Below are 21,358 nucleotides of genomic sequence, written 5' to 3'. Positions count from 1 at the left end.
TTGATACCTGTTCCCAATCCGGCGGCTCGGAGCAGCCCCGGGTCCATCTCGCCATGCCCGCTCACTGAACATTTTCGAGCCAGATCACCCGCTTCCAGCCGCTGCTGGCCGCCCTCGACCTGACCGCGGCGCTCGTCACCGCCGATGCGTTACACACCCAGCGCGACCATGCCCGCTGGCTCGCCGAGGACAAGCAGGCCGGCTACCTGTTCACCGTGAAGAAGAACCAGCCGCGTTTGTATCGGCAGCTCAAGCCCTGCCCTGGGCGAAGATCCCGGTCCAGGACGAGACCGGCGAACGCGGCCACGGCCGCTACGACATCCGCCGCCTGCAAGCGGTCACGTGCACCGGGGCGCTCGCCCTGGACTTCCCACACGCCGTTCAAGCCCTGCGGATCCGCCGCCGCCGGCTCAACCTGGCCACCGGCCGCTGGTCCACCGTCACCGTCTACGCGATCACGAACCTGACCGCCGCCCAGGCCGGCCCCGCCGACCTGGCCGACGGGTTGCGCGGACATTGGGCCATCGAAGTCCTGCATCACATCCGCGACACCACCTACGGCGAAGACGCCAGCCGCATCCGCACCCGCAACGCACCCCGCGTGATGGCCACCCTGCGCAACACCGCGATCAGCCTGCTCCGCCTGGCCGGAATCACCACCATCGCTCAAGCCCTACGCCACAACAGCCGAAACCCATACCGACCGCTACAACTCCTCGGACTCACCTGAAAACGGGTATATGACTACCTTGCCGGAACCCTGGTGGTCACCCTGAGCCAGCCGCAGGTCTGCCTGCACGTCCAGGTAGGCCGCCCGCAGCGACATAACTTCCTCGGTCTCGTCCCGGACGCCATCAAGCAGCGACTCGGCCTCCCGGAACTGCTCGATCTCGATGTACAGACGCGCCAGCCGCAACTCGATCGGAATCCGGCGGCCGGGATGCGGTCCGGCCGCACGCAGCGCCTGGGCCAGGTACCGCCGCGCGAGGGTGTACTGGCCGTCGCGTCGCCGGCACCGGGCCATCCCGGCGAGCGATCCAGCACGTACCGCTGGATCGTCCGGCGCCATCTTGAGCGCCTTCTCAAAATTGGTGAACGCGTGCCCCACGCTCCCCTGGGCCCACTCAAGGCCAGCGAGATTGACCAGAATTCTGGCTCGCCAGCCCGGCTTGTCGTCGCCGACGAGCGCAGACGCGGTCCGGTAGAAGTCCGCCGCCCGCCCGAAGTGACCGCTGGCGTGGTGCAGGTAGCCAAGGACGTTGTAGTTGGCCGGTCGCTCGGTGGCCTCGATCTGTTCCGCAATCAGCCGCCGTGGCCGCCGAAACAGCATAAGCGGATTGCCGTCTGCGGCCTTGGCTTCTATGTCCTCGATCGACCTGAAGGCCCCGTCTACCCGGTCGGCACGCAGCCAGGCGTCGACCTCGGCCAGATACGGCAGGGGATTGGCCCAGTCCCCATGGTGGTCGGCCTGGCGTCGTGCCCGCAGCCGCCAGGCAGCACTGATCAGCAGCCGCCGATCAGCCGCCATGCTCTCCCGGTCAATCTTTTCCCGCCAGGCCAGCACCCGGCTCGCCTCGGCCGGTCCCAGGAAGAAGGTCTGCTGCTGACGGTCAGTGTGGACAGCATGTCGACTCAGCTCGATCAACTCGCTGCGGACGAAGTCCATCTCGAGATGGTCGTCTTGTGGGCGGAATTCGTTGGCCAAAGCCGTGACCATCTTGGCGTCGACCGGAGTAGCGAACGCGGCGACGGCTCGGTAAACCTGCCGGCGGTCGGAGCGGAATGCCGCGGTCATCCGGCTCCGCAGACGGTCACCGACACCGTCCACGCCGATCCGGGCAGCCCAGCCATGCACTTCGCCGGCCAAGTCGAGCGGCGTCGTGTCCTGGTCCGATTCCAGGACCGCGTCGAACAGCTGGGCGAGGCGCGGTCTGCCGCCGAGATCCCTGCGAACTTCATCCAGCCTGCGGTCGTCGAGCGAGGACAGCAGGCCGGTGCGGCCGCCCGCGCTCCGCTCGACGAACGTGCGGAAATAGTCAAGCGGTAGGCCATCCACCGCGATCCGGCAGGCTGAGTCGACCCAGGTCCCGCCGGCCCCCGTCATCGGTACCACGTTGGAGATCACCATGACCTTGACGCCGTGCCGCGGACCAGTGGCAATCAAGTCGAGGGCCTCGTCGAGGGCGAGGTCGGTCAACTTGTGGTCGTCATCGAGCAATCGCTCGACCGAGTCAAGCACGATGATGTACGGCTTCCTCGTTCTGCCGCGCAAGATGGCCTCCAGTTGCCCGAGCGGCGAGCTGTCCAGTGGTAGCTCGGCCGCGGCGTCCACCCCGCCCATCTTCAGGGCGTGCACCAGGGTGTCCACGGTCGGAGAAAAGGCCGGGGTCACCAAGTACCATCGGTGGTCGACTGTGGCGTTGGCCAGGACGCGTCGGACAAGCTCGGTCTTGCCGACACCGGCCGGGCCGTGCACCACGATCAGCCGCGAACGCGGGTCGCGTAACGCCCACCGGAGCCGGAAGCGCTCGCCGCGGCGGTCCACGAAGAATCCGAACACCTGCCGGGCCTGCTCGGCCGCCCTCGAGGTGGAGCCGGTCCCTCGACCGTCCTGGCGACGCTGTGAGAGCGCCACCCGCAGGGCGGCGATCCCGACCAGTAACGACAGGACACTGGCGAACTTGTCACCGCGGTCGAGTGCCCGCAGCAGCCCGTTGTCCCGTTCGTCGCTAAGCAGGCCCCACCATCGCGGCACGTCGCCGACCATCAGGACCGTGCCCGAGGCGAGCGCCACCACGGCCACCCAAAGTGATCGAGATCTGACTAGCCGCACCATAGTGTCATCATGAGGGTCTGGATCGCCTGCCGGAACTCCTCTCACGCGCCGGCATTCTGCAGGGCACCGTCGCTACGAGATGTGACCGGCACGCAGAGCGGCCATGACCACCCGGACGTCCAAGAGCGACGGCGCAGCCCGGGGATACCTCCGGACTGCGACCTCGTCGAAAACCCGCTGGTCAAAATCCGCGTCGGGCAGGTGCTGCCACTCCCTGAGCTCTCGGACGACGGACAAGATTTCATTCCGCTCTTGCAGGGCGACCCGGATGTGGAGCATCTTCGCCTGCCGGATGATCTCCCGGTCCTCCTCGGTGATCGGGAGAAACGACCCGAGCCCGAGGTCGTTGTCGACGACCATCCTTCAACGCTAGGGCCGAGAGACCGGGCAGAACCACGACATGAATGCGGCGGGTTCCCGCCGGGTATGCGCCGGTACCGCGCCGCGCTCCCTACCCTCGTCGCCATGGATCTCGCGGTGATCGACCCCCTGCCGATGTACCGGCACGGGGTTATCGCCGTGCTTTCCGCAGCCGGATACCAGGTCGGCATCCCGACGGACCCCCTGGACTGGGCCCGTCAGAGCCATGCCGGCCTGATGCTGCTGACACTGGCCAACGCGACGGACTGGAACCTACTCGAACGGTTAAGGCAAGACGCTCCGGAACGCAGCGTCATCGCAGTATTGAGCGAGGAGTCGGCAGGCCTGGGCGCGCGGGCGGTACGCGCCGGGGCGCGGTCGGTGCTGCACCGCGAGGTCTCCGCGGCTGCCCTTCGACGGACCGTGGAGGCGACGATCGACGGGCAAACGGTCGTACCCGCCGCAGTGGCCGCCGCACTCGCGGGAGCGGAGGCCGACCCCGTAATCACAGCAGATCAGCTGACCTGGCTACGCCACCTCGCGGCCGGAATGACGGTCGCCGAACTGGCCCGACTGGCCGGCTACTCCGAGCGCGCGATGTACCGCCTATTGCAGGCCCTGTACCGACGGCTCGGCGCCCGTACGCGGATCGAGGCGATCGTCCACGCTCAGGAACAGGGCTGGCTGCTTTTTAGGTGACACTGACAATGAACCGCTTACGCCGGTAGTACTCTTACCGACGTCGTAGCCGCGAAGTCGCGTCCGACCGTGTCCGCGCCCTTACGCCGAGGGGATCTAGCCTCGCTCACAGCCAGCAACACCGGCGAGCACCAGCCCGCCGGTGACGCCGGTCGTGGCAAGCGAGACCCCGAGCACCCGCAGAACAATCGAGCGGGCCAGCGAATCACCGCGCGAACTTCCCGTTGATCACCCAAATGGTCGACTGCTGCCGCTGGAATTTGCCGCCAAGCTTGAGCTTCGCATTGACGACGTCGGCGGCTAGTTCGGCGGTCACCGAATAGTCGTCCTGGTAAGTCACCCGCATCTCGAACGACCGTAATCCGTGCTCGATCCGCTGCCGGGCAATCTCCTGCCAAGCGTCCTCGTGAGGAAACCACACCAGGTCCGCCGGGACGACCGGCTCAGCCGACCCGGCAAGTTCGGCCGAGTACAGGAACTCACCCTTGCGCGACGGGTTCGACGCCGCCTTGGCGCTGCCGCCGTCTGCGGTTGGCAGTCCCACCCGCAAATCGGTCGAAAACTCCCGTCCCCACCCCTGCACCGCCGAGACCTTGATGGTGGTCGCGCCGAGACTGGTCACTAGCCTCAGGGCCTCACTGAACTTGTGTTCGAAGGTCCGCCGATGGAAATCAGCGAACGGATAGTAGACAACCGGCCGCGCCGGATGCCCGACGTAGACCGTATCGAATTGCGGGTGTCCCAGCGGAAGCTGCAGCCCGCCGATCTCCGACATCCGCATCGGAAGCATGCCGGACACGGGCGACCTGGCCGACGACCGCTTCCATGCCATTACCGCGCCGGCGGTCACCGCCGCACCCGCAGCCACCGCCACCCCGGCGGCCGCCACAGCAGGATTGGTCAAGACCAAAGAAAGCAAAGCATCGCTTTTCTTCAAGGCCTTACCGGCCGCCGTCGCGACGCCCTCGTCCAAGCCGGGGGCAGCGCCGAGCCCGCGTCGCTGAACCAGAACCTCCTCGTCCCGCTGCACGACGATTAGCCGCCGTTCGGCGTACTCGAGCGCAAGCACGTCCACGACTTCCTCAGCCACCAGCCACCCACTTCTGTTGCGGTTCCCCGGCCACTATCCGGCCTCGCGACCCCGCCCGACATCGCCCGAACGAGCGGAATCGAGGATGAGGCAGATGGGCGGCCGGCAAGCCCGGCGACTGGTCGCCGCCGAGCCGTTCACGTCAGTGCCAAAGACTGTAAGAAACGACTCTGGCGCAGAACGGTGGCGCCCCGAGCCTCATGGCCGATGGCGGTGCGGAAGGTTGACGCCGTCGCGAGCCCCACTTGATCAAGTTGCTGCGGCGGGGCGGGCTGTCGGGCCATGTCGGATGACGTCGGCTGTCGCGATGCCGCACTCCGCACGAGAGGCTGCGGTGGCGTAGCCGACGACAGTGGTGCCGGTGTTGGGGGGCCGCCGCGGGGGCCACGACCCACGGCGCGACCAGGAACGGGTATGTGAAACCGAGGCCAGCTCGACATCACCACACAGCAACGCCGATCAACATGAGATCGTCTGCACCGTCATCCAACGGCGCTCCAGCTATCGGCTGCAGGCCCGCCCCGACCACACCGTCGGCATCGCGTCGGAGCCAGAGCCGCCCTACCGCGGCGTCGCCGTCACGGCGGGCGAGGACGACACGACCTTCGTAGAGGTCGAGTTGGCCGGAGGTGACCGGCTCGAAGACCTCGCCGGGCGCATCCGTCACCAGGAATCGGCGAGTCGCGGTAAGTGCGGGCCCGACGTCCGCGAGCGAGACCCGAAGCGCTCCGACGGGCGCCTGGTCGTGCTTGCCGAGGAGGCGGCTGAGCACGTCCGCCGCTACGCCGCGACGTAGCTGCTCGTGGTAGCGCTCGTTGCGGAACACCCGCAGGCAGCGGTAGCAGCTGGTCTCCGGGCCGCATTCACAGTCGCGGACCCGCTGCAGGGCCTGGTCGAGTACGTCCCGCAGCCGCTCCGCGATGCGCCGGACGTGGCCGGCTCCTCCGGGCACGGTGTCGTAGAGCATGATCACGCTGCGGCCAGCTTCGGTTCGGTAGACCGTCGCGTCGATGTCGTCGCGGGAGATCTCGAGCGCGCGCACCGCCCCCTCCACCAGCGCGTACGCGACCGATCGCCAGGCGTTGTCCTCGACTCCAATCACGACCGCACCGTCGAAGCTCAGGTCGAGGACGTCCGTCTGATATTTGTGGGCCAGCGACAGGTTCTCCATGCGGCCACGGCACTCGCGGCCGCTGAGTGGACTCTGGTGGTCAACCCGACCGTCGATGGCCCGGCCGGCGAAACCACAGGTCGCGCAGACGAGGAAGCCGCGTCCCATCGCGCCGTCGCTGATTGCCACCAGCTCGCCCCGGGCACCGGCCCGGATGGTGATCGCGCCTCCGGCGAGATCCAGCTTGTCCGCGTAGAGCTCAGCGCCGGGAGACACGACATGGGTTGCGCCGTGCCAGGCCCGGCGCGGCGCACTGGTGGGTCGCCGGCCGGTACCGCGTGCCGCGACGAACCCGAAGACGGGAATGGCGTACTGACGGGGCACGCCGACGAGGGCGGAGCCGCAGGCCGGGCACTCCTGATCGAGGCGGTCGATCGAGTCGCGGTAGTGGCCGCATCCGTCGCACACCGCGTAGTAGCGTCGCTCAAGGTCGCGCCCGGGCAGCCGGTACAGGCCGGCCGACTGCCAGACCAGTCCCCCGGCGACGACCTCCGCACCGGGTGCGTACTCGTAGATGGCCGACGAGAGGTCTCTGGAGAGTTCCAGTTGCTTGGCGATGGGGGCGTCCGCGAAGGCCAGCCGCAGCTCGACGGTGTCGACGGGAAAGCCGTACTTTGGCAGGACGTTGCGGTTGGCGAGCAGCCCGAGCAGTTCGCGGCGAGTGATCGTGTTCATCACGCGGCCGTACCGCGCGGCCTTGTCGTCCTGGCGGGCAGCGAAGGCCTCCTGCCGCTTCTGCTCGTACGTGTCGACATCCTGCTGCAGCTCGGCCCGGACCGACTCCAGCAGGTCAACCAGCTGCTCGACCCACTCTTCGGAGTCGACGCCGATGATGTCGCGCACCTCGGCCGGCAGCACCTGCCGCAGCGAGTCGGTGACCTGCGGAGGCACCGGTGTAAGGAAGTCGCGGACCAACGTGACCGGGGCGATCCCGTCGTCACCTGGCAGGAAGAACTCCCCTGCCGTACGCCAGATGGTGCCGTAAAACCGAAATTGCTGCCGGAAGAATGCAGCGAGCGCGACGGAGTGGGCATGCCGCCGATCGATCCGCACATTGGTCAGGGGCACGTACGGCGCCCGGACCTCCCCGGCGATCATCCGGTCGGGCTCGGCGAAACGGGAGAGGTCATGCGAGCGGCGCTGGGCATAGGTGAGCACGAGCGCGGCTGAATCGGTTCGGCGTCCGGCCCGACCGGCCCGCTGGACGTAGTTCGCGGTGGTCGGAGGCATGTTGCGCAGCATGACGGCTTGCAGCTCACCGACGTCGACACCGAGTTCGAACGTGGTGGAGCAGGAGAGTGCGTTGACTTCGCCGCGGACGAACTGCTGCTGGATTTCGGCGGCTCGTTCGCTGGTCCACTGGGCGGTGTGTTCGAGTACGCGCAGCGGCACCGGGTTCATGTCGCGGTAGACGTTGCGGTAGTGGTCCGGGTCGATGTCCGCAGCAGGGGACGTCCAAGGTTCGAGGTCGCCGGTGCAGGCCATGGTGGGGCAGGTGGCGCGCACGTTGAACGGGGTGAGCTTGCGGCACCTGCTGCACTGCCACATGGTCAGGCCGCCGGCCGTAGGCGTGCAGGTGATCAGAGCGGAGTCGAGCTGGTGGACCTGTCCGATGCCGGCTTCGGTGCCGGCGATCAGCCACTCGGCCTGTGGCCCCTTGGTCAGCAGGCGCCACACGCCCTCCAGCAGCTGGATCGGGTCCGTCTGTTGGTCGAGCCGAGCAAGGACGCGGGTCACGAAGTCGGCCCGCCGGTTGGTCCCCCTGGTCGGTAGCCAGCTGAGCACCTTGCGGCGCTTGTCGGAGCCGGTGCCGCGTACGTAGATCGGGCCGAGCCTCGGCTGGAACGCTTCGTCGCGGGGGTCCACGCCGTCGAGGGCACCGACGGCGCCCTGGAGCCGAATCGAGCGGATCAACTCGGCGAGCAACGCCCAGACCTCCTCGTCGCTGAGGCCGAGGGCGAGCAGCGGCTGGGGTGGTAGCCAGGCGGGGTCGCGGGACATGTCCCAGGCGATCAGTCCCCTGCCCTCCAGGGAGTTGCGTTCGTCAACGCCGACTGCCTCGACCTGTGCCCAGAGGGCGACCTGCCTCTCCCGGGTCTGGCGGCTCTGCCGTCGTTCGAAGATGCCGTACCGGTCGGCTACTCGTGAGGTGTGGTAGACGACATCGGTGAGGCGCACCTCGTCGTCGGCCGCCGCAGCGGCGACGGCACCCTCGTGGAGCAGCCGCCGGCGCTGCACCCGCTCGTAGGAGTCTTCGAGGTACGGCGCGAAGTAGGCCGCCGACTGCCGGCTGTCGCTGAACAGCAGCAGTTTGCGCCCGCCGCCTCGCAGCCCTCGCTGGACGGGATCGGAGGCCACTGGCAGCTTCTGATAGAGGGCGGTCGCCAGGACCGAGGCGGAGGCTTCGTTGCCGCTGGCGAAGAGCCGGATCAGGCCGGCTCCGCGTCCCCCGCACGAGAGGCATGCGGTGAGCTCGTCGCTGCGCTGCCGAAGGAAACGTACGGCTCGCATGGCGCCGTCCGGGCAGCGCGGGCACTTGGCTGCCTTACCGATCTGGAACACCCCGCAGCGGGTGCACAGCGCGCCCAGCTCGCCGGCCGCTTGGGCAGTACCGCTGAACATCTCCTCGTCCTCGTCGGTCGCCACGTCGTCGACCAGCGCCATCCACACCTGCTGCTCGTCGCGGGAGCGGCGGGACCGGAACACGGTGAAGGTGCCGACCCGCTCCAGCGTGCCCATCAGGTAGACGGTGCCGCAGCGCCGGCAGGTGCCGAACTCGAAGGCGGCGTCGCCGCACCGTCCGCAGCGCTCGTGCCGGGTCAGACTGACGTGCGGCCCGTTGGCTCCGAGGCAGGCGAAAGCCCCTTCCGTCGCGCGGGCAAAGAGGTGGTAGCGGGCGGAGAGCACCGGTGTGCCGTCCTTGTCGTGGACGCTGTTGGCCAGGGCGACCATCGACGCGGTCTCGGACGCGCCGCTACCGGGGAAGAGGGCCTGGGCGACCTCGTGCAGCGGTATCGGCCCGTGGGCGAGCAGCGCCTTGAGCCGGCGAACGCGCTGCTCGTACGCCAGCGCCTCGGCGGGGTCGTCCCCGGCGTACCCGTGCTCTCGGGCGAGGGTCACGACGGCGCCGGCGGGGTCCGGCGCGTTGAGCAGTTTCTCGTACGCCGTGGCGGGTAGGGGTCCCCACTCGGGCCCGGGTGGCAGCTGGACCCGGTCGGCGGTGATGACGTCCTGCCTCGCCTCATCCGCGGGGTCGTACTCGAAGGGGACGGGGAAGAGGGAGGCAGCGAAGTCGACCACGGCTGCCATGTCGCTACCGACGGTCGCGCTGGTCGCGATGCACTGCACCGGCCGGCCCGAATCCACCCGGTCGGCGAGTCGGCGCAGCAGCATCGCCAGCTCGGCCCCGCGAGCCCCGTCGTAGACGTGCGCCTCGTCGACGACGATGAACTGCCAGTGCCCGGCGTGCTCACCCTCGAACAGGTCCATGTCCAAGGGCCGCAGCAGCAGGTACTCGAGCATGGCGTAGTTGGTCAGCAGGAGGTGCGGCGGTCGCTGCTGCATCTCCTCCCGGCTGAGCAGTTCGTTGGGCAGCGGCCGCTCGCCAGGGTTCTGCTGCTCGAAGACCTCCACGGCCTCCCGGCGACTGCGGCGGGTCTCACCCGTGTAGCGGCCAAAGGTGATGTCCGGCGCCTCGGCCAGCAGGCCCCGCAGCCGCTTCATCTGATCGTTGGCCAGCGCGTTCATCGGGTACAGCAGCAGCGCCCGCACGCCGGGCCCGAGGCTGCCCGCCGCACGTTCGGCCATCAGCCGGCTCAGGATGGGGATGAGGAAGCTCTCGGTCTTGCCGGATCCGGTGCCGGTGGCGACGACGATGTTGCGCCCTGCGGTTGCCTTCCGGATCGCCCGCTCCTGGTGTTGGTAGAGCGGACGGTCCATGTCCAGCCCGGCGCCCAGGCTGGCGATGCCGGGATCGAGCACGCCCGCGTCGATGAGCTGACGGGGTGTGGCGCTGGTGACGTAGGGCGGGGTCGCCTCGAGCAGCGGACCCTTGGTGATTTCCTGGTTGATCGCGTCGCCGATCGCAGTTTCGAGCGCGGTCGCGAGCCGGGGGTCCTTCGGCTCCACGAGGGTACGCAGATAGCGCCGGTAGGTGGAGACGATCGCGTCGCTGGTGGCGAGGGGGTCGAGGATCATTCGGCTGCTCCGGCTCCGGTCAGGAGGAACTCCGCGAGGAGTAGGTCGATCGCGACGAGACGCGGTGCGCTGCGGGCGAGCGTCGCGTGTAGGGGCAGGATTCGTGGCAGCGGCCCGGCCGGGGCCGCGTGCCCTCGGGCGGCCAGCCGCGCCACGAAGGCGAACGCCAGCGACAGCGCGGGGAGAGCGAGCCACCCTCGAGTCGGGTTGCGGGCCTGCACCGCCGCTACCACCCGCGGCCCACCGCACTCGGCCAAGGGCTTTTGCAGGGCGCGCAGCAGACCCTCCGCGTTGCTGGAGAGCCGTCCCAGGCCGGGCCGCACCCGTACCTCGAACAGGTGGCGGGCCGCAGCCATCCGTTCGTCGGCGTCGAGCAGGCCGCCGGGAACGACGCGCATCGCCCGCCACACCCGGTCGCGTTCCTCGGCCGGGAGCAACGCGAACACCTCGGCCGACTGGTCGAACCTGCCGACCGTCTCGTACGGATCGGGGCGGCCTGCGAGCAGATGTGCTGCCACCTCCCCGCACACCGCGGCGATCTGTTCGCGCAGATCGGCGTGGGAGGCGATGTCAGGGAGCCGGTGGGCCGAGGCGAGCATTGCGGCCAACGGGCTGGCCGTCCAGAGCCGCGCCTCGTCGGCTGCACTGACGTACGTGCCGGGAGGCAGGGCGATCAGACCGGAGTGCACCAGGGGCGCGACCACCTGGTCGGCCGAGGCGCGGTGCTTGGTGAGCGCGGCCAGCGCGGCGGCGGGATGCGGGCGCAGGAGCGCTGCGGCGCCCCGAATGTTGGCCGTAACGCCTCGGGCACGGAGGTCGTCCGCGCGCGGGTAGAGGTCGAACAGCAGCGGCGCGATGTCCGGTCGGTCGGGCAGGGCACCTGCTCCGGCCAGGTACGCCGAGACCGCCTCACCCGCCGGGTCCTGGCCGGTCGGCTGCCACTTCAGCTCGGCGAGGTCGAAGGCGTTGTCGCGGCCGGGCCACTCCGGCCAGTCCGACGGCAACCACGGATCCTCGATGCGCAACAGCGCCACGAGGGGCCCCGCCGTGGTGACCCGCGTGGGGAGCTGGTCGCTGACCAGGTCCTCGCTGAGGCGTGCGAGGTACGGCGGTTCCCACGGGGCGTACACCTGGTACAGCGCGGCCGTCAGCCCCTCGGCCCGTACGCCGTCGACCAGCACCAGCCGGTCGTCCTCGAGGTGGACCGCGCTGGCGAGGCGTCGAGGTACGCAGCGCGCTGCCGGGAAGTCCTGCCCGTCAAAGCGGACGTCGAGCTGGGCGAGCCCGTGGGCGCCGACCGTGTCGGCGATGGCCGCGAGCCGGAACCGGGCCATCGGCTGCCCGTAGGTTTCTCCGGACGGAACGGTTTGCAGCTCGCGGCCCCCGGACCGGACGATCAGCCGCGTGTCCGCCGCCCGCGGCAGCCGCACCAGCAGTTCACCCTCGCCGATTGTCTCGGTGTCCAGACGCAGTGGCTGCAGGGACCATTCGCCGCGGCTGCCGCCGCCGAGCCGTTGGAGAGCCATGTGCGCGGGCGTGACCCGTACGGTGGTCGCGCCGCCCGGGCTGTTGAGCTGCAGCTCAACAGCGGTGTCGGCGGGGCCCAGGTGGGTCATTGGGGGCGTGACCGACAGGCCGGGCAGGGTGGCGTCGGCCCCTACGGTGGCCGGTTCCAGCCCGTCCGCCGTGATCTCCCGCCAGGCGGGGTAGGAAATGACGGACAATCCCTCGGCGAACTCCAACGTGCGGGCCAGGCCGCGGCCGAGCGGACCTCGGACGGTGATCTCGTAGGCGCCGACCAAGGGGCGGGCCAGGTGCCGCCACGGGTCAACCGTCGTGTCGTGGTCGACGGAGAGGCTCTCGGTGTGCAGGAGCTGACTGGAGCCGGGTCGGCGGATCCGGATCGACCAGTCGGTGCTCACGCCGGGCTCGGTCGGCAGGGTCAGCCGCGGGGCCGTCGCAATGACCGGTGCGCCGGCGAGGCTGCTCGCTCCGGGCAACGGCTGGGCGAGCTGCAGCTGGGCGCGGCGGGCACCCTTGACCCGGCGGGGTGTTCCGCCACCAAGCCGCAGCTGCGACACCTGGCGAAGGTCGGCGCGGCGCAGCGTCCAGCCGAGCCAGCCGTACGGGGCCGGCACGTCGTACGTGTCGACCAGGTCGCCCTCCACCTGCAGCTCGAGCGGCCCACCGCCGTCGTTCTCTTGCGGATACAGCAACCAGACCGGCTCGGGCGGAAGGCCGCTGGTTGCCGGCACCCGCCGGCCGTCCTCGGTGAAGACCAACAGGGGATCCCGCGGGTCGACAACGTCTAGCTCGTACTCCTGGTCGTAGCCAGCCAACTCCACCATCACCTGGCGCGCGGGGCGTGCGATGGCTACCGCCGTTGCGGGCGCCGTTTCGCTGGTGCCAGGCCAGCGCGACTGGCTGACGACCGACTCGACCTCGCCATCGAAGCGCAACTGCCACATGACGCGACCGTCCGGTGCGTCGTGGACCGGCGGCAACCACACCATCAGGCCACGGCCGAACGGCTCCAACTCCAGGTGGGGGCGCTGCTGCGCCGCCACCGCAGCCGATTCCATGCGCTCTGAGCTGCCCGTCCAGTCGAGCTGCTTCGCCTCCGCGAGCGCGTGGGCCTTGGCAATCAGATGTGGGGAGAGTCCGAGTCCGTCGGCGGTGAACCCCGGCTGCCGCAGCCGTTCCAACAGGTCGAGGCAGCGGTCGACAAGGTCCGCGGCGTAGTCCTCGCCGCGCTGGATGAACCGCTGCACCGGCTTGTCGGTCCCGTTCAGGCGCGACTCACGGCCGGGCGCGAGCGCCCAGGCGAGGAAGCTCTCGCCAGTGAGTCCGGGCTCGCGGGACTGGCGGTGCAGGAGGAGATTCAACAGGTCGCCGAGGCAGTACGCGGGGACCCCGGCATGCATGAGGATCTCACCGACGTAGACCTGCGGCAGACCAGGGAACCGGGCCAGCCGAAAGTAGTCGAGGTTGCCGCGGAAGGCCCTCCCCCAGAACGTCTGGTCAACCTGGCCCGGCGCCTCGTTGTGGACGGCGCTCCAGTAGTCGCCGTGTTCGTACCCGACGGCACCGAGCCCGGCCAGGCCGACGACCAAGCACGCGGGGTAGTGACGGGTGAGCAGCAGCTGCCGTTCGCGGGGTGCGCTGTACCAGAAGACTCGTCCCAGGGCGCGGATGACCTCTTTGGCGTGGTCCTCCGGTGCGTCAATCTCGGCGACGAGCGACACCGCGCGCAGGGCTGGCGCCCACTCGGCTTCCCGGAGCCGAAGTATCTCGGATGCGTGTGACACGGTCTCCCTCTTGTGGATTGGGGTCGTCAGCGCGGTAGGGCGACTATGCAAGCAAGCCAAGGCGTCTTCAAGACCGAACCGACGCCTCAGCATCCGCCCTGCCCGATCGGTCATCGAGGTGGGCCCGGTCGGCGGCAGCGGTGGACGGGTCAGATCGGACACCGGCCCCACTCAGGGGAGTGAGGACTGGCTGCGTTGACTTCGCCCGCCTGACGGGCCGGTCACCTGGCGGGCAGGTGGCCGGCCCGGCACTCGGATCACTGGATCTCGGACATGTCAGGCCGTGTCCGTCGGGCCGGTCGGGTCGGCCTGCTCGAGTTGGGGTAGCAGTGCGGTGACGTCCTGGTGCCAGCCGCGGAGTTCCGCGACCGTGGGTGCGAGTTCGTAGGTGTGGTGGTGCATCGCGCGGGACAGGCCGTGCCAGGCGGTGCGCGCCGTCGAGGCCGCCTCGGCACCGGCGAAGGTGGGCAGGACGAGCAGTTGGTTGCGCATGGGGCGGTCGACGACGGACGGGGCGACCTGGTCCCAGTAGTGCCGCAGCCCCTGTTCGAGGGCGAGGCGGGTCAGGCAGGCGGATCCGCGTTGCCAGCAGCGGCGCATGCTGGACGGCGGGTGGAGCAGCAGCTCACTGGCGGCATTCAGATAGTTGTGTGGGCTCACGGCTGGCTCAGCCTCCCCACCACCGCCCGTGCGTCGGACACGAGCCCGGCGAGGTCGCCGGAGCTCCCGCCGTGTGCGCCACGGTTGGCGAAGGCGACCACCCGCGGGGCCGCGGGGTGCAGCCGTTCCAGCGGGGCTTTCAGTTCGCCCACCCGGCGGTGGTCTGACAGGAGCGTCAGCGCGAGGGTCGGCCGCAGACCGTGCGCCTCGCTGATCGCCGCCTCGGTCTCCGCGATCGGCCGCCCGGCCCGGAAGTCACGGGTACGGATCCGCTCGTGGCAGGTGTATTCGAGGGCGTCGCGGATGAGGGTGCAGACAACCGGGCGGCGGACCTCGTCGGCCAGGTCGTCGTCGCGGACGATGGCCGCCGCGTCGTCGAGGTAGCGCCGGGCGGGGTCGCCGTGCGCGTCACCGGTGACGGTGACCTGGGACTGCGCCAGCCTGCTGACGATTCGGATGCGGGCGTCGAGTTGCAGGTGTCGCACTGCGGCCGGGAGGCGGTCGTCGTGGGTGAAGACGATGACCTGCCGGTGCTTCGCCACCTGGTCCAAAACCTTGGCCAGCCCGTAGACCTTGGCCGGGTCCATGGATTGCACCGGGTCGTCGATGACGAGGAACCGGAACGGGCTCTGGCGCATCGTGGCGCGGGGCAGGAAGAGCGCGAGGGCGAGCGAGTGCAGTTCGCCCTGGCTCATCACCCCCAGCGCCGCTCCGGGTACGCCGTCGACGTTGACCTTCAGGTCCACCCGTCGGCTGGGGCCGGTGCCGGCGAGCTGGATCGCGCCGAGGTCGACGTTGCTCTCCTGCCGCAGCGTGCTCCAGATCTCGGTCGCCTCCGCAGCCACCGGTGCGAGCTTGTCATTGCGGATCTTGCCGCCGACCTTCTGCAGCCAGGTGACCGTCGCTCTCAGCGCCACGTACATCCGCGCGGCCTGCCGGCTGGCCTGCTCGGTGTCGATCCAGGCGCGGATCTGGTCGGCGAGCGGCTGCCAGGCGGCCTGCCGGCGCTCGAGCGCCTGCCGTGCTGCCGCCTTGACCGGCTGCAGAACGGTGGTGAGCGCGTCGAAGGTGACGAGAGCCGCCTCGGCGATCTTGTGCGAGTCGGCCGACCCGATCAGCTCGTCCCAGTGCTGCCATCCGGCCCGGGCGTCGCCGGTGTCCACCCCCTCGGCGGTGAGGTCGACGGCGAGTACGGGCGGCAGCTGGGGCAGCCAGCTCCGCAGTGCGCGACGCGAACCCCGCTCGATCTGGTGGGCTTCGTCGAGGCGCTCGGCCCGCTCGGTGAGTCGTCGCAGCTGCGCCTGTGCCTGCTCGGCCCACGCTTCGTCCAGGGTGCGACCCCCGCACACTGGACAGGACTGGCCTGGGTGGCTGTGGTGATGGCGCAGGGCGTCGCCGAGCAGCTTGGCGAGCGCCCGAGCTTCCTCCACCGGCGTGCCGGCCAGGTCGCCGATCTGTTGCAACGCCCCACGGAGTCGCTCCAGCTCGCGCACCAGGGCGTCTCGTTCGGGAAGGCCAAGTACGTCGAGCTGGCGCAGCGGCACGAGGGTCGTGTCATTGGTCGGCTCGTCGGCGGTGGCCAACGCCGCAAGCTCGTCGAGGTCGGCGACCTTGCCACTGAGCGCCTGCTCCGCGCGGCGGGCGCGCGGGTCGGGGTGGGCGGCGAGCGCGGTCCGCAGCTGCGGCAGCTGGGCGCCGGCCAGCTTGCGCCGATCGTCCATCTCCTTACGCGCGGTCTTGAGCATGGTCTCGATCTCGACGAGCCGGCCGAGGCCGAGGATGCGGTGCAGCGAGTCGTGCATCTCACTGGGGCGGCCGCTGAGCAGGCCACCGAGTTCGGCGTAGGAGAGGAACGGACGGTACAGCTCCAACGGCTGCTTCCAGCCGAGGTCGGCGACGGACTGCCGGCGTTCGCCGGCGATCTGCAGGAACGCCGTACGGTCGTCCAGACCGGCGCCGGGCTCCCAGTTGCATTCGACGGTGGCGCCGTTGCGGTGGCCTTCGACCCCGAGTCGTACGTGGATGCGAGGGCTTTCGGTGGCGTGCAGGTTGCGCCAGCCCTCCTGCCAGACTGAGCTGCGGCCGGCCCACCGCTTGTTCTCGCCGGTCAGGGCGAACTCAGCGGCTTCGGCGAAGCTGGACTTACCCGAGCCGTTGCGACCGGTCACGATGGTCAGTCCCGGGCCGGGTACGAGGTTGAGCATGGCGGTGGGTCCGATGCCGCGGAACCCGGTCACCTCGATGCTGGCGAGGTAGGTCCCAATCGGCTCGGGAGTTTCGGTGTCGGGCGACGGGGGTGCCGGTCGGCGCGGTGCCGCACCGCCGAGCACCGAGGAGAGCTCTTCGCCGCCGAGCAGGGCGGCGATGACGAGGTCCTTGGCGGTCTCGGGCAGGTCGGAGTGGTCTAGGTGGTCCAGGATGAGCTGGTCGACGGTGTCGGCTTGGGGGTCGGTGCTCATGTGGTGCCTCCTCTCGTGGGAGGGGTGACGAGTGGCCGTGCCGGAAGGCCGGGCTACTCGCTACGTCGGCATGAGGGATCTTCCGGCGGAGGTGCTGGGCCGGACGTGGTACCTGCGTGTCCTGCAGTTGGGGGTGGTGCGCCCGGGCGTCGACACCCGGACAGGAAGCATCGGCGGCAGCCGAGGCAACCTCGTCCCGCTCACTGAAAACGACAGTAGCACACTCGGGAGTGAAAGCAGTGTCAAACCGTTTACACGCCTCAGGAGTCGTGTAGAGTGAGCCGCGAGCAGGACGATGCATGAAATGACAGGACAGCGATGCCCAGACATGCCCAGGTGACCGCCGCCGAGATCTCCCGGCTGGCCGGGGTCACGCGCGCCACCGTCAGCAACTGGCGTCGGCGTCACGCGGACTTCCCGGCCCCAACAGGCGGGACCGAGACCAGCCCGGCCTACGACCTGGACGCGGTCCAGGCCTGGCTCGCCGCGCGAGGTCAGCTGCCCGCCGCCTCACCCGCCGACGACCTGCGCACCGGCATACGCGCCACTCAGGCCGGCGCCGGCACGCTGAGCAGACTGCTACCGCTGGTCCTGGCCGCAGCCCGAATGGCCGACAGCGACCTGAAGCAACTCGTCGATCTTCCCGACAGCCAACTGGCAGAGCGGGCACAGCAGGCGATCCGGCCACACATCGCCGAGCTCCCCGGGACTGTCAATCTCACCTACGAAGCGGGCGAGGCACCGCTGCTGCGTGCGCTGCTGCGCTGCGTCGCTGACGAGGGAGCATTGCGGGCCGCGGACGTGCTCGCGGAAGGCGACCTCGACACCACAAGCACCAGCGGCATGTACGACACCCCCGCGCCGGTGGCCGCGTTGATGGCCGACCTGCTCGCGGAGCCGGGCGAGCCGTACCCAGCGGCCGTCTTCGACCCTGCCTGCGGCACCGGCGGCCTCCTTCTCGCTGCCGCCGCCCGAGGGACACAGAAGCTGTACGGCCAGGACATTGTCCCCGCGCAGGCCGCGCAGGCCGCCGTACGCCTCGCCCTTCAGCCTGCGGAGAACACCGCTCAGGTGAGCGTGCGCGCTGGCGACAGCATCCGTGCCGACGCGTTCCCGGATCGGAGGGCCGAGGCCGTGCTCTGTGCTCCGCCTTACGGCGACCGCGAATGGGGTCACGACGAGCTGGCGTACGACTCGCGGTGGGAGTTTGGCCTGCCGGCGAAGAGCGAGTCGGAGCTCGTCTGGCTTCAGCACTGCTTCGCACACCTTGCAGAGGGTGGACGCGCCGTTCTCCTCATGCCGCCGGCCACCGCCGAACGCGGTTCGGGCCGCCGAATCAGAGCCGAGATCCTTCGCACCGGCGTGCTTCGAGCCGTCATCGCCCTTCCGCCCGGGGTCGCGCAACCCCTGCACGTCGGCCTTCACCTGTGGGTGATCGAACGCCCGCACCCGCAGGCCACGTTGCCGCTGAACATTCTCATCGTGGACACCGCCACGCCCGACGTCTCCCGGCCTGACCAGCCACCGAGCAAGCGCCAGACGTTGGAGTGGCCCGCCCTGCGCGACGACGTCCTGAAGGCCTGGAACGACTACGACCGGCATCCAGACAACTTCGATCCCTTTCCGGGCCTCGCCCAGGCCGTCCCCGTCATCGACCTGCTCGACGAGACGGTCGACCTCACGCCCGCCCGTCACGTCCGGGCCACCCCGGTGCCGGCGCTGCCCGACGAGCTCGCCGCGATCGGCCACGAGCTACGTGCCAGGCTACGGCGCGCAGCCACGGGGTTGATCACTCTGAGCGGCGGCGAGGCCTGGCCGCCCGTCGGCGCCGCTCCCCTGTCCTGGCGGACAGCCAGCATCGCCGACCTCCTGCGCGGCGACGCGCTGAAGCTGCTGCGGGTGCCAGCGGCGATCCGCAGCTCAACCCCCGTCGCGACAGACCCGTCCGCGCCGCCCACCCTGACCGCCCGGGACGTGATGTCACACCGCCCCGCCTCCGGTCCCGCCCAGGAGGAGCCCTCGGGCACCGCGATCGAGATCCGCGAGGGTGACGTCATCCTTCCGGAGCTGCTGCAGAACGGCGCCGGCACCGCCCGGGTTGCCGGCGCCCGCGACGCCGGCCTGCGCCTCGGTCGTCACCTGCATCTGCTGCGACCCGATCCCGCCCGCCTCGACCCGTGGTTCCTCGCCGGCTTCCTGGCCGCCGAGGAGAACCTGAGCGCAGCGTCGTCCGGCACCACCGTGATCCGCCTCGACCCGCGCCGCCTGCGGGTGCCGCTGCTGCCCCTCGCCGAGCAGCAGCGATATGGCAGGGCATTCCGCCAACTGAACGCCCTGCGCACCGCGGCCGACATCGCCAACCGCCTCGCCGACGAAACCGCCCGCACCCTTGCGGCGGGGCTCGCCGGCGGCGCGCTGCAACCACCCGGCGCCGACCAGACGCCATCCTGAACCTGACCCGACTCCCCCAGCCACCCCAGCACAGGCTCCTCGGAAGGACCCCGTTGAACAGCAGCAAGCACACCGAACTGGCGAACCACGCCTGGTCGGTCGCCGATCTCCTGCGCGGCGACTACAAGCAGTCCGACTACGGCAAGGTGATCCTGCCCTTCACCGTGCTGCGCCGGCTGGAGTGCGTCCTGGAGCCGACCCGGGAGAAGGTGCTGGAGACACACGAGAAGTTCAGCGGCCAGGACGTCGACGTGGCCCGCTTCCTGCGCCGCGCCTCCGGCCACAGCTTCTTCAACACCAGCCGCTACACCCTGAAGTCGATCGCGAACGACTCCAGCCAGACCGCCAAGCACCTCCTCGCCTACATCGGGGCGTTCTCGGAGAACGCCCAGGAGGTACTGCACCGCTACGAGTTCCCGCAGCAGATCCGTCGACTCGACGCCGCGAACCTGCTCTACCGGGTGGTCGGCCGCTTCGCGGACCTGGACCTGCGGCCGGTCGAGCGGGACGAGCACGGCAAGGTCGTCACGGACGAGCGCGGGCAGCCCAAGGTCGTCGTCTCCAACCACCAGATGGGGTACGTCTTCGAGGAGTTGATTCGGCGCTTCGCGGAACAGTCCAACGAGACCGCGGGTGAGCACTTCACCCCGCGCGAGGTCATCGAGCTGATGGTGAATCTCCTGGTCGCCCCCGACGACGACGCGCTGAGCATCCCCGGCGTGGTGCGGACCGTGATGGACCCGGCCTGCGGCACCGGCGGCATGCTGAGCGCCGCCGAGGAGCACATCACCAAGCTGAACCCGTCGGCGACGGTCGAGGTCTTCGGTCAGGAGCTGAATCCGGAGTCCTGGGCGATCTGCCGATCCGACATGATGATCAAGGGCCAGGACCCGGAGAACATCAAGTTCGGCAACTCATTCAGCGACGACGGCCACCGCAGCGCCAACTTCGACTACCTGCTGGCGAACCCGCCGTTCGGGGTGGAGTGGAAGAAGGTCAAGGACGAGGTCGAGGCCGAGCACGAGAAGCTCGGCGAGAGCGGCCGGTTCGGTGCCGGCCTGCCCCGGATCAACGACGGCTCGCTGCTCTTCCTCCAACACATGATCTCGAAGATGAAGCCCGTCACCAGCGACGGCAGGGGCGGCAGTCGGATCGCAATCGTCTTCAACGGCTCGCCGCTGTTCACCGGGGCGGCCGAGTCCGGGGAGTCGCGAATCCGCCAGTGGATCCTGGAGAACGACTGGCTGGAGGGGATCGTCGCCCTGCCCGACCAGCTCTTCTACAACACCGGCATCTCCACGTACTTCTGGATCGTAACCAACCGCAAGTCGCCCGACCACGAGGGCAAGGTGGTGCTGCTCGACGCGCGGGACCAGTTCGCCAAGATGCGCAAGTCACTCGGCGACAAGCGCAAATACCTGACGGGCGAGCAGATCGCCGAAATCACCCGGCTCTACACCGAAGCGCTGCACGTCGCCGACGACCCCGAGCACCCGCTGCATCAGAAGGTGAAGGTCTTCGCCAACGAGGACTTCGGCTACCGGCGGATCACCGTCGAACGGCCGCTCAAGCTCCGCTTCGAGGTCACCGAGGAAACGCTGACCCAGGTACGCGAGTCCAAGCCGATTCAGAAGGCCCTCGACGCCGCCGCGTTCGAGACCGCGCTGAAGCCGCTGCTCGGCCGCTCGTGGAACACCAAGCGGACGGCCTGGGACGGGGTCCGCTCGGCGATGGCCGAGGCCGGCGTGCTCTGGCCGACCGGCGCCCCCTTCCAGAAGGCACTGCGCGAGCTGCTCGGTGTCCGGGATTCGGAGGGCGAGGTACAGCTGGTCAAAGGCGCGCCCGAGCCCGATCCGGAGCTGCGCGACTACGAGAACGTGCCGCTGCACGAGGACGTCGAGGATTATCTGCGCCGCGAGGTCCTCCCCCACGTCCCCGACGCCTGGATCGACCACACCAAGACCAAGATCGGTTACCAGATCCCCTTCACCCGCCACTTCTACGTGTACAAGCCCCCGCGGCCGCTCGCCGAGATTGACGCCGAACTCAAAGCCCTCGAAGCCGAAATCCAAACCCTACTCGGCGAGGTGACGAAATGAGGTCTTACAGAATTAAGGACATAGCACG

The 21,358-nt window shown here is 69.5% G+C and carries 11 protein-coding genes; 3 read left to right on the top strand and 8 right to left on the bottom strand.

The window, feature by feature from the left end:
- Positions 1–202: 202 nt before the first annotated feature.
- From ACWD5O_RS30745 to ACWD5O_RS30735, 3 genes are all read right to left on the bottom strand, one after another.
- Positions 203–670 carry a hypothetical protein gene (locus ACWD5O_RS30745; protein ID WP_450087488.1) on the bottom strand — a complete coding sequence of 156 codons (468 nt, stop codon included), beginning with the start codon at positions 668–670 and terminating at the stop codon, positions 203–205.
- A 36-nt stretch (positions 671–706) separates the two neighbouring features.
- On the bottom strand, positions 707–2,803 hold the full coding sequence (locus ACWD5O_RS30740) for an AAA family ATPase (RefSeq protein WP_450087487.1): 2,097 nt from the start codon (positions 2,801–2,803) through the stop codon (positions 707–709).
- Between the two features lie 105 nt (positions 2,804–2,908).
- Complete coding sequence (locus ACWD5O_RS30735) at positions 2,909–3,196, bottom strand: hypothetical protein (RefSeq protein ID WP_450087486.1); 288 nt, start codon at positions 3,194–3,196, stop codon at positions 2,909–2,911.
- A 105-nt stretch (positions 3,197–3,301) separates the two neighbouring features.
- On the opposite strand from ACWD5O_RS30735, the gene ACWD5O_RS30730 reads away from it, so the two are divergent.
- Positions 3,302–3,895: a DNA-binding response regulator gene (locus ACWD5O_RS30730; protein WP_450087485.1), complete on the top strand. Its 594-nt coding sequence runs from the start codon at positions 3,302–3,304 to the stop codon at positions 3,893–3,895.
- Positions 3,896–4,100: 205 nt separating this feature from the next.
- Here ACWD5O_RS30730 and ACWD5O_RS30725 read toward each other — a convergent pair whose 3' ends face one another.
- From ACWD5O_RS30725 to ACWD5O_RS30705, 5 genes are all read right to left on the bottom strand, one after another.
- Positions 4,101–4,985 (bottom strand): hypothetical protein, encoded by an 885-nt coding sequence (locus tag ACWD5O_RS30725; protein WP_450087484.1) that lies wholly within the window; start codon positions 4,983–4,985, stop codon positions 4,101–4,103.
- 439 nt (positions 4,986–5,424) lie between these two features.
- Positions 5,425–10,353, bottom strand: a complete 4,929-nt coding sequence (locus tag ACWD5O_RS30720; RefSeq protein ID WP_450087483.1) for a DEAD/DEAH box helicase — start codon at positions 10,351–10,353, stop codon at positions 5,425–5,427.
- On the bottom strand, positions 10,350–13,661 hold the full coding sequence (locus ACWD5O_RS30715) for a hypothetical protein (RefSeq protein ID WP_450087482.1): 3,312 nt from the start codon (positions 13,659–13,661) through the stop codon (positions 10,350–10,352). Before ACWD5O_RS30715 ends, ACWD5O_RS30720 begins: the two co-directional genes overlap by 4 nt.
- A gap of 276 nt (positions 13,662–13,937) precedes the next feature.
- The gene (locus ACWD5O_RS30710) at positions 13,938–14,321 is read right to left on the bottom strand and encodes a hypothetical protein (protein ID WP_450087481.1); all 384 of its coding nucleotides are present in this window, start codon (positions 14,319–14,321) and stop codon (positions 13,938–13,940) included.
- The gene (locus ACWD5O_RS30705) at positions 14,318–16,780 is read right to left on the bottom strand and encodes an AAA family ATPase (RefSeq protein ID WP_450087480.1); all 2,463 of its coding nucleotides are present in this window, start codon (positions 16,778–16,780) and stop codon (positions 14,318–14,320) included. The genes ACWD5O_RS30710 and ACWD5O_RS30705 overlap by 4 nt, the downstream gene beginning before the upstream one ends.
- Before the next feature lie 318 nt (positions 16,781–17,098).
- Between ACWD5O_RS30705 and ACWD5O_RS30700 the strand changes: the two genes are divergently transcribed.
- Positions 17,099–19,231 (top strand): N-6 DNA methylase, encoded by a 2,133-nt coding sequence (locus ACWD5O_RS30700; RefSeq protein ID WP_450087479.1) that lies wholly within the window; start codon positions 17,099–17,101, stop codon positions 19,229–19,231.
- A 53-nt stretch (positions 19,232–19,284) separates the two neighbouring features.
- Positions 19,285–21,330 (top strand): type I restriction-modification system subunit M, encoded by a 2,046-nt coding sequence (locus tag ACWD5O_RS30695; protein WP_450087478.1) that lies wholly within the window; start codon positions 19,285–19,287, stop codon positions 21,328–21,330.
- Positions 21,331–21,358 lie beyond the last annotated feature (28 nt).

It is taken from the genome of Micromonospora sp. NPDC005161, from assembly GCF_053599855.1.
The sequence above is the reverse complement of the archived record's forward strand: the minus strand, read 5'-3'. Positions and strand labels throughout refer to the sequence as shown.